The following is an 8,967-nucleotide window of genomic DNA, read 5'->3' as shown; positions in this document are numbered from 1 at the left end:
TTAGCTTAGATGGAACTGCAATGGCGTTTGTTTACCAAAATTCTGAGACACCACCGGATGTTTATATAACGAGTTTGAAAAAGTTTGAGCCGAAGAAGTTAACAGATGTCAATTCCGACTTCCCGAAACTTCCAATGGGCAAAACCGAAATTTTGACATGGAAATCAAAGGATGGGAAATTTGAGATTGAAGGGCTTGTCACTTATCCTGTAAATTATGAAAAGGGGAGGAGATACCCCTTGGTGCTTTTAGTTCATGGTGGCCCAGCTGGTGTTTTCACACAGAATTTCACAGCGGCTGGTGCGGTTTATCCTATTCAGGCGTTTGCTCAAGAGGGTTATGTCGTGCTGAGACCAAATCCAAGAGGTAGCAGTGGTTATGGTAAAGAGTTTAGATTTGCGAATTATAACGATTGGGGATTTGGGGACTATGATGATTTAATGGCTGGAGTTGATAAGTTGATTGAACTTGGGATTGTGCATCCGTAGAGCTTGTGTGTTGCTGGATGGAGCTACGGCGGTTATATGACATCGTTTATTGTGACTAAGACGAAGAGATTTAAAGCCGCAAGCGTTGGTGCAGGGGTAACAAATTTAATAAGCTTTACAGGCACAGCTGACATACCGAGTTTCTTGCCAGATTATTTTTCAGGTGAGTTTTGGGATAGATTGGATGTTTATATGAGGCATTCTGCGATCTTTAATGTTAAGGGGGTAACGACCCCAACTCAGATAATTCATGGTGAGGCTGATGTAAGGGTTCCAATTTCTCAAGGTAAAGAATTTTATAATGCTTTGAAGAGGCAAGGGTGTCCAACGGAGATGATAATTTATCCACGCACTCCGCACGGTGTCCAAGAGCCAAAATTCATTGCTGATATTGGCAAGAGAATAATTGCTTGGTTTAATAAACATCTTGGTCGAGACGCTAAGCTGACGATGGAAAAATAATTTGATTGACTGAGTTAAGTTGCTGATTTTAGCTTCGGATTTTTTAAACTTTAAAACAAAAACGAAAAATAAAAATGAAAAAATCAATCGTTTTACTTATGCTTCTTATCTCTAACCTTGCGATTTCACAAAATAAAATTTTTCCTTTCAAAATTAACAAGGTTGTTCTTGAAAATGGGTTAACTGTGCTTTCCGTTCCTTTTGATTCGCCAGGGATAATAGCTTATTACACTGTTGTCAGAGCTGGTTCAAGGAATGAAGTTGAGCCCGGGAAAACCGGCTTTGCTCACTTTTTTGAGCATATGATGTTTCGTGGGACGGAGAAATATCCGGAACAGGTTTATAACGATATTTTAAAACGGCTTGGGGCTGATTCGAATGCTTTCACAACTGCTGATTGGACAGCATATCACATTGTTGCAAGTAGTGATGCGCTTGAGACAATCATCGATATTGAGTCCGATCGTTTTATGAACTTGAAGTACACAGAGGAGCAGTTCAAGACCGAGGCGGGCGCAATTTTGGGTGAGTATAACAAAAGTGCTTCAAGTCCGTTCCTTCCCCTTTACGAAAAGCTTCAAGATCTTGCGTTTACGACCCACACTTATAAGCATACAACGATAGGATTTTTAAAAGACATACTTGATATGCCGAATCAATACGATTATAGTTTGCAATTTTTTGATCGATATTATCGCCCGTAAAATTGTGCAATTGTTGTCGTTGGTGATTTCGACCAAAAGAAGTTAATCGAACTTGTTAAAAAGTATTACGGTGGATGGAAAAGAGGAAATTACAAACCTGAAATTCCTGTTGAGCCACCACAGACGGAAGAGAGAGTTGGCCATATCGGGTGGAAGGGTAAAACATTGCCTTACCTTGCTATAGGTTATCATGTTCCAGAGTTTTCAACTAAAAATATTGAGCGCGCTGCCATTGATTTCGTCTCCGAGCTTCTTTTTTCCAGAACTGCTCCGCTTTACCAAAAACTTGTAATTGAAAAGCAGTGGGTTGATTTCATTCAAGGTGGAGCACCAAGTCGAAGAGATCCGTTTTTATTCACTATTTTGACCAGAATTAAAAATGAGAATTTAATCGATTCTGTGAAGAATGAAATTTTTAATGCAATTGAAGAGTTAAAAACAAAACCTGTTCCCAAAGAAAGGCTTGAGCAGATAAGATCATATCTTAAATATTCTTTTGCTATGTCGCTTAATAATCCAAATACTGTCGCTTATGTAGTTGGAAATTACTTCCAGTTGACGGGTGATCCTGAGTCTGTAAACGAACTTTATCAGTTATATGAGAAAGTGACCCCACAGGATGTAATGAATGCAGTAAAAAAATACTTCACAAAAGAGAACAGAACAATAGTAACATTAACGGAGGAGAAAAAAATGAAAGCAAGCAAAATAATTTTACTGATGTTGTTAGCAGTGGCAATTTCATCGGCGAAAAATTCGGAGATAAAGATTAAAGAGCTTTACAGTCCAAATTATCCAATAATAACATTCAGGGTAATGATTGGGACGGGTTCTGTGAATGATCCGAAGGGGAAGGAGGGGTTAAATGCTTTGACAATTTTAATGCTTGCGCAGGGTGGGACCAAGGAACTAACATACAAAGAAATTCAAGAAAAACTTTACCCTTGGGCAGCGAGGATAAGTTATCAATTTGACAAAGAGGTCAGCGTTATAATTGGCGAGGTCCACAGAGATCACCTTGAAAAATTTTACAAAATTTTCTCCGATTTGATCTTAAATCCAAGGTTTGATGAACAAGATTTCAAAAGAAATAAGGATTTGTTGTTAAACTACATTAGAGCAACGATAAGAAGCGGGGATGATGAAGAGCTTGGGAAACAAGCCCTTGTTTGGTTTATATACGAAGATCATCCTTATCATTCTCCGGAGTTTGGAACTGTTGAGGGATTAAACAACATTACGCTGGAGGATGTGAAAAACTTTTATAAAAAATATTTCACGCAAGGTAATATAACGTTTGGAATTGCTGGCGGTTACCCAAAAAGTTTAATTCAAAAGATAAAGAAAGATTTTTCAAAACTTCCTTTGGGGAAACCTGAGCCAGTTAAGTTGCCGGAGCCGAAGAAAATTAATGGGCTTGAATTTCTTTTGATTGAGAAGGAAACACGCTCAACGGCGATATCATTTGGATTTCCAATTTCAATTAATCGCTCTCATAAGGATTTCTACGCTTTGATGGTTGCAAATTCATACTTTGGGGAACATAGAACTTTCAATGGCATTTTGATGCAAAAGATAAGGGGTCAGCGTGGTTTAAACTATGGCGATTACTCGTATATTGAGCATTTCGTCCAAGATGGCGGTTCAACTTTTCCAGTTCCAAACATACCAAGGAGACAGCAATATTTTAGCGTTTGGATAAGGCCCGTTGAAAATAAAAATAGGCATTTCGTTTTAAGGCAGGCGATAAGGGAACTTGAGATTTTGGTTAAGAATGGGTTAAGTGAAAAAGATTTCGAGTCGACGAGGGAATTTTTGCTGAACTATTCGAAGTTGTGGGTCCAAACTCTTAACAGACGGCTTGGCTATATGATGGACTCCGATTGGTATGGGATTGAATATTTCATTGATAAAATTCAGAAGGAACTTCCCAAGTTAACAGTTGAGGATGTTAACAATGCGATAAGGAAATATCTTAACTTTGAAAACATCAAAATAGTTGCTGTGACGAAGGATGCGCAGTCATATATGCAGGATTTAGTTTCAAATAAGCCAAGCCCAATATCTTATGTAAGCCCCGTGTCACAGTCGATTCTTGAGGAGGATAAGATAATACAAGAGTATAGGTTAAATGCCAAGCCGGAAAATTTCAGAATAATGTCGGTTGACGAGGTTTTTGAAAAATAAATTTTATGGGCGGGTTTATCCCGCCCGGTTTATATGAGCCCGTGTAGTATTTGTGGTGAAAGAAATTTTGTTTCAAAGGTTTTTAATGCTTGCATCAATTGTATACGCAAAAATAAAGACAATGTAGTTGAGAAGATTCTTAAATTTCACGCCCAAACGAGAGCAGAATTTAACCTTCCTTCTCAAATTCCACATTCAACTTTTGATAAAAGTGTCACTTGTAAAATCTGTGGCAACGAGTGTAGTTTATCTGAGGGTGAAGTTGGGTATTGTGGATTGCGAGTGAATTTTGGAGGAAAATTATTTCATCTTGCTGGCACATCAAATAATGGGTTACTTGATTGGTATTTTGATCCTTTGCCAACGAATTGTGTTGCTAGCTGGGTTTGCGATGGCTCAAAGCAAAGCGGGAAAAAGAATTTAGCTGTGTTTTACAGAAGTTGCAGTTTCAATTGTTTATTTTGTCAAAATTGGCATTTCAGGGAGACAAATATAAAAAGGGCGAGAAAAATTTCTGCGGATGGGCTTGCGGATGTCGTTGATGATGAGACATTTTGCGTTTGTTATTTCGGTGGGGATCCATCTACGCAGGTGGTTCATGCGATTAATGCTTCAAAGATAATTTTGAGAAAGAGAAACGATGTTCGAATTTGTTGGGAGACGAACGGAAATATGAATAAGAAATTTCTTGAGGTTGCCGTTAAGTTATCTCTTGAGTCAGGTGGTTGTATAAAATTTGATATAAAGGCATACAATGAAAACTTAAATATAGCTTTGTGCGGTGTAAGTAATCGTAGGACATTGGAAAATTTTGAATTTGCTTGTCGATTTATAAGTCAACGTCCCGAGCCCCCCACTTGTTGTTGCAAGTACACTTGTTATACCCGGATATATCGATGCTGAAGAGGTTTATCAAATTGCCAAATTCATAGCTCAATTTGATAAAAACATCCCCTACTCCTTGCTTGCATTTTATCCGCAGTTTTATCTTTGCGATCTCCCAGTGACATCAAAACAGTTGATGAGGGAATGTGTGGATGCAGCGATTTCAGGGGGCTTGAAAAGAGTTTATATTGGGAATGTTCATTTGCTGATTTGAGATAGTGCCCCTGGCAGGATTCGAACCTGCGACACGCGGTTTAGGAAACCGCTGCTCTATCCATGCTGAGCTACAGGGGCGAAGTGAATTTTTTTTAAAATTAAAAAAAGAGAAGAAAAAAATCAACAAATCTGAGGTGTGGTACTTTAGGTTTAGAAAGTTGTTTTTTTAGGAACGATTTTTTTAACTTTAAAAAAGTAGAAATTCAAATCGCAAACTTCAGATGGGAAAGCAGAGGAAGGGCATAAAGATAACTCCGGAATTAATTGAGGAAATAACAAAGTTAGTTGACGAAAGGATCCGGATCACATATGTGAAGCGAGATGATTTCGAGGGTTTGAAGGAAATAGTTAGACAACTTAGTGAAAATGTTCTTTCCCTTGCAGAAGCGCAGAGAAGGACACAAGAGGAGTTTGTATTGTTTAGAGAGATGACCGAGGAGAACTTTAGGAAGGTATGGGAGGCTATAAATCAACTCACAATTAGAGTAGATCAGCTTGCTGAAGCGCAGAGGAGAACTGAGGAGAGGTTGGATGCATTTGAGAGGACAACTGAGGAGAATTTTAAGAGGGTATGGGAAAGCATAAATCAGCTTGCTGAGGCGCAGAGAAAGACGGAAGAGAGGCTCAGTTCACTTGCTCAAAGAGTTGATGAACTTGCTGAGGCACAGAGGAAAACGGAAGAGAGGCTCAATTCGCTTGCTCAAAGAGTGGATGAACTTGCTGAGGCACAGAGGAAGACTGAAGAGAGCATCAATTCGCTTGCTCAAAGGGTAGATCAGCTTGCTGAGGCACAAAGGAAGACTGAGGAGAGATTAAATCAACTTATAGCTGAGCATCAGAGGACAAGGGAGATACTTGCTGGTATTTCTGATACAGTTGGATATGGGCTTGAGGATAAGGTTATGCTTTATATGATGAAGGAGTTTGCAAGAGATGAATATGGAATTGAAGCCGAAGTAGTAGGGCGGAAGAACATTGTCTATCCGGATGGGAGATATGATGAGGTCAACATTTATATTGAGGGAAGAAGAAATGGTGAAAAGGTTTATGTGATCGGTGAATGCAAGTCGAGGCCAAGTAAGAGTGAGGTTGATAAGCTTGTCAAGAAGAGAGAAAGGTTGAGAAGTTATCTAAATGCCGATGTCTATGTTTTTATAGTTGGTTATCATTTCACACCGGAAGTTGAACTTTATTTGCAGGAGGAATATCCTGAAGTGAAGGTATTTAGGAGTTATGAATTTGAAATGAGGTACGGGAGGAAATAAAATAAAATTTTTTCGATATTATGTCAACGCCATTGATGAGGCAATACCGTAAGATAAAAGCACAATATCCAGATGCTATAGTTTTGTTTAGAATGGGCGATTTTTACGAAACGTTTGAGGAAGATGCAAAGATAACAGCCAAAGTTTTGGGTATAGCTTTAACCAAAAGAGCAAATGGTGCAGCTGCTGATGTGCCGCTTGCAGGGTTTCCACATCATGCACTTGATACATATCTTCCAAAACTTGTCAAGGCAGGATATAAGGTTGCCATTTGTGAACAACTTGAAGATCCAAAGTTAGCAAAGGGGATAGTCAAACGAGATGTTATTGAGATAGTCACTCCGGGCGTTGCTGTTAGCGATAAACTTCTTGACAATAGGGCAAATAATTTTGTTTGCGCTTTATTTTTTAAAGGTGATAAAGTTGGAGTTGCTTTCGCTGATGTATCAACAGGTGAATTTTATACAACCGAGGTTAAAATCGATGAATTATCTAATTTGCTTGACACTATAACTCCAAGTGAAATTTTATACAGTAAATCGCATAAAGATATCATCGAACAAGTTTTTGGAGAAATTCAAGTCAAACCAGCTTTCACGAAGCTTGAAGATTGGGTTTTTAAATATGACTACGCTTTTGAAATTTTAACGGGGCATTTTCAAACTCAATCATTGAAAGGTTTTGGTATAGATGATCTTGAGATTGGAATAATTTCTGCGGGGGCTGTTTTGCATTATCTTCAAGATACCCAAAGGACGAGGCTGGTTCATATTAAGAGAATTTCTCGATTCGATGTGAGCGATTATATGATACTTGATCCTGCCACGAAGAGAAATCTTGAGATAGCGGTTTCATATTTAGGTGAGACAACCTATGGCACACTTTTTTCAGTTATAGATAGAACCCAAACCCCGATGGGGGCACGTCTTTTGAAACGATGGGTTTTAAGACCTTTAAAGAAACTTGAGCCGATCCAAAAAAGACTTGAAGCAGTTAAGGAACTTTATGAGAACTCAAAGTTAAGAAAAGAACTCAAAGAGATTCTCGCTGAGATCGGTGATATCGAGAGGTTGATATCGAGGATAGCAATTCGTGCTCATCTTCCAGGGACGACAGGCAGGGCAAATCCAAGAGATATGATAAGTTTGAAAGAGTCGCTTAAGAAAATTCCTAAGATAAGGTCATTGCTTGCCGAGGTCAAGTCAGAAACACTTCAGAAGATATATAAACTTTTGAATCCGCTTGAAAATATCATTGCATTAATAGAATCTGCGATAGTTGATGATCCACCGGCTACTGTCGCAGATGGAGGAGTTATAAGGGATGGATATAATCCGGAACTTGATGAATTGCGTTATATAAGTCGTTCAAGCAAAGAGTTTATAGCAAGTTTGCAGCAAAAGGAAAGGGAGAGAACCGGGATCCCAAGTTTAAAGATCGATTATAATTCTGTTTTTGGCTATTACATTGAAATAACAAAGGCACACCTTGATAAGGTCCCACCAGATTATATACGAAAGCAAACGCTTGTAAATGCCGAAAGATTTATTACGCCGGAATTGAAAGAGTATGAGGAGAAAATATTTACTGCCGAAGAGAAGATGGCTGCGCTTGAGGCTGAGCTTTTCAATCAATTGAGGGAGAAAATTTCCGAATATACAGAATCAATTCAGAAAAATGCACAGTTGATAGCAATGCTCGATTGTTTTGTCTCGCTTTCTGAAGTTGCGGTTGAAAATAATTACACATGTCCTATCGTTGACGATAGCGATGTGATTGAAATAAAAGAGGGGAGACATCCGGTTGTCGAGAAAATTTTGCCACCTGGAGAAAAATTTGTTCCAAATGATGTTAGGCTTGATAATTCTGAGAATCAGATTTTAATAATTACTGGTCCGAATATGTCTGGTAAAAGCGTTTTTTTGAGGCAGGTTGGTTTGATAGTCTTGTTAGCTCAAATTGGGAGTTTTGTTCCGGCAAGTTATGCTAGGATCGGGATTGTTGATAGAATTTTCACAAGGGTTGGGGCTTCGGATAACATAGCTGGGGGTGAGAGCACATTTCTGGTTGAAATGCACGAGATGGCGAATATTTTAAACAATGCCACACCTCGCAGTTTGATACTTTTGGATGAGGTTGGCCGTGGGACAAGCACTTTTGATGGGATTTCGATAGCATGGGCAATAACTGAGTATCTTCATGAGAACCCAAGAGTAAGAGCTAAGACAATTTTTGCAACACATTATCATGAGTTGAATGAGCTCGCTGAACTATACCCAAGGATAAAGAATTTTAAAGCGGATGTCAGAGAGGTTGGGGATAAAGTTATATTTTTGCATAAAATTGTCCCTGGATATGCGGACCACAGTTATGGTATAGAAGTTGCGAAAATGGCTGGATTGCCGAAGGAGGTTACTGATAGAGCGAAGGAAATTCTCGCAAATCTAGAGCAGAAGGAGCTAACACCACAGGGCAAGGTAAAGAAGAAGATTTCGAAAGAGGCGTTGATGCAAAAGTTTCAGATAAGTTTATTTGAGTTAAACGATGATAGATTAAGGCAGGAGATTTTAAATCTTGACATTGACAATATGACGCCACTTCAAGCTCTTTTAAAACTTCAAGAGTTAAGGGGGAAAATAAGGAGCGGGGAGCTTTAATTTTTTTGTTCCCATTATCAAAACTGAGTTTTACATAGTGAAACAGTAAAATTATTAACTATTGACACAAATTAGGAGATTTTTTATCTTATTTCAGAACAAA

General features: G+C 38.6%; 5 protein-coding genes, 1 tRNA gene and 1 pseudogene. 6 read left to right on the top strand and 1 reads right to left on the bottom strand.

The features are described 5' to 3' along the window. Positions 1–20 precede the first annotated feature (20 nt). From AWW78_RS10715 to AWW78_RS04455, 4 genes and pseudogenes are all read left to right on the top strand, one after another. A pseudogene (locus AWW78_RS10715) lies at positions 21–950 on the top strand (alpha/beta hydrolase family protein). Positions 951–1,024: 74 nt separating this feature from the next. Continuing rightward, the gene (locus AWW78_RS10710) at positions 1,025–1,654 is read left to right on the top strand and encodes a M16 family metallopeptidase (RefSeq protein ID WP_075426098.1); all 630 of its coding nucleotides are present in this window, start codon (positions 1,025–1,027) and stop codon (positions 1,652–1,654) included. Between the two features lie 9 nt (positions 1,655–1,663). Continuing rightward, positions 1,664–3,841, top strand: coding sequence for a M16 family metallopeptidase (locus tag AWW78_RS10705; protein WP_276325942.1), 2,178 nt, complete (start codon positions 1,664–1,666; stop codon positions 3,839–3,841). 33 nt (positions 3,842–3,874) lie between these two features. After that, positions 3,875–4,744, top strand: coding sequence for a radical SAM protein (locus tag AWW78_RS04455; protein ID WP_102134806.1), 870 nt, complete (start codon positions 3,875–3,877; stop codon positions 4,742–4,744). Between the two features lie 201 nt (positions 4,745–4,945). Here AWW78_RS04455 and AWW78_RS04450 read toward each other — a convergent pair. Beyond that, positions 4,946–5,020 (bottom strand) — tRNA-Arg (locus tag AWW78_RS04450). Positions 5,021–5,163: 143 nt separating this feature from the next. On the opposite strand from AWW78_RS04450, the gene AWW78_RS04445 reads away from it, so the two are divergent. Beyond that, complete coding sequence (locus tag AWW78_RS04445) at positions 5,164–6,207, top strand: hypothetical protein (protein ID WP_075426096.1); 1,044 nt, start codon at positions 5,164–5,166, stop codon at positions 6,205–6,207. A 35-nt stretch (positions 6,208–6,242) separates the two neighbouring features. After that, positions 6,243–8,864, top strand: a complete 2,622-nt coding sequence (gene mutS / locus AWW78_RS04440; protein WP_082349256.1) for a DNA mismatch repair protein MutS — start codon at positions 6,243–6,245, stop codon at positions 8,862–8,864. The last annotated feature ends 103 nt before the right edge of the window (positions 8,865–8,967 follow it).

Source organism: Candidatus Kryptonium thompsonii (genome assembly GCF_001535985.1).
Lineage (GTDB): Bacteria > Bacteroidota > Ignavibacteria > Kryptoniales > Kryptoniaceae > Kryptonium > Kryptonium thompsonii.
This window is presented reverse-complemented; position numbering and strand designations above follow the sequence as displayed.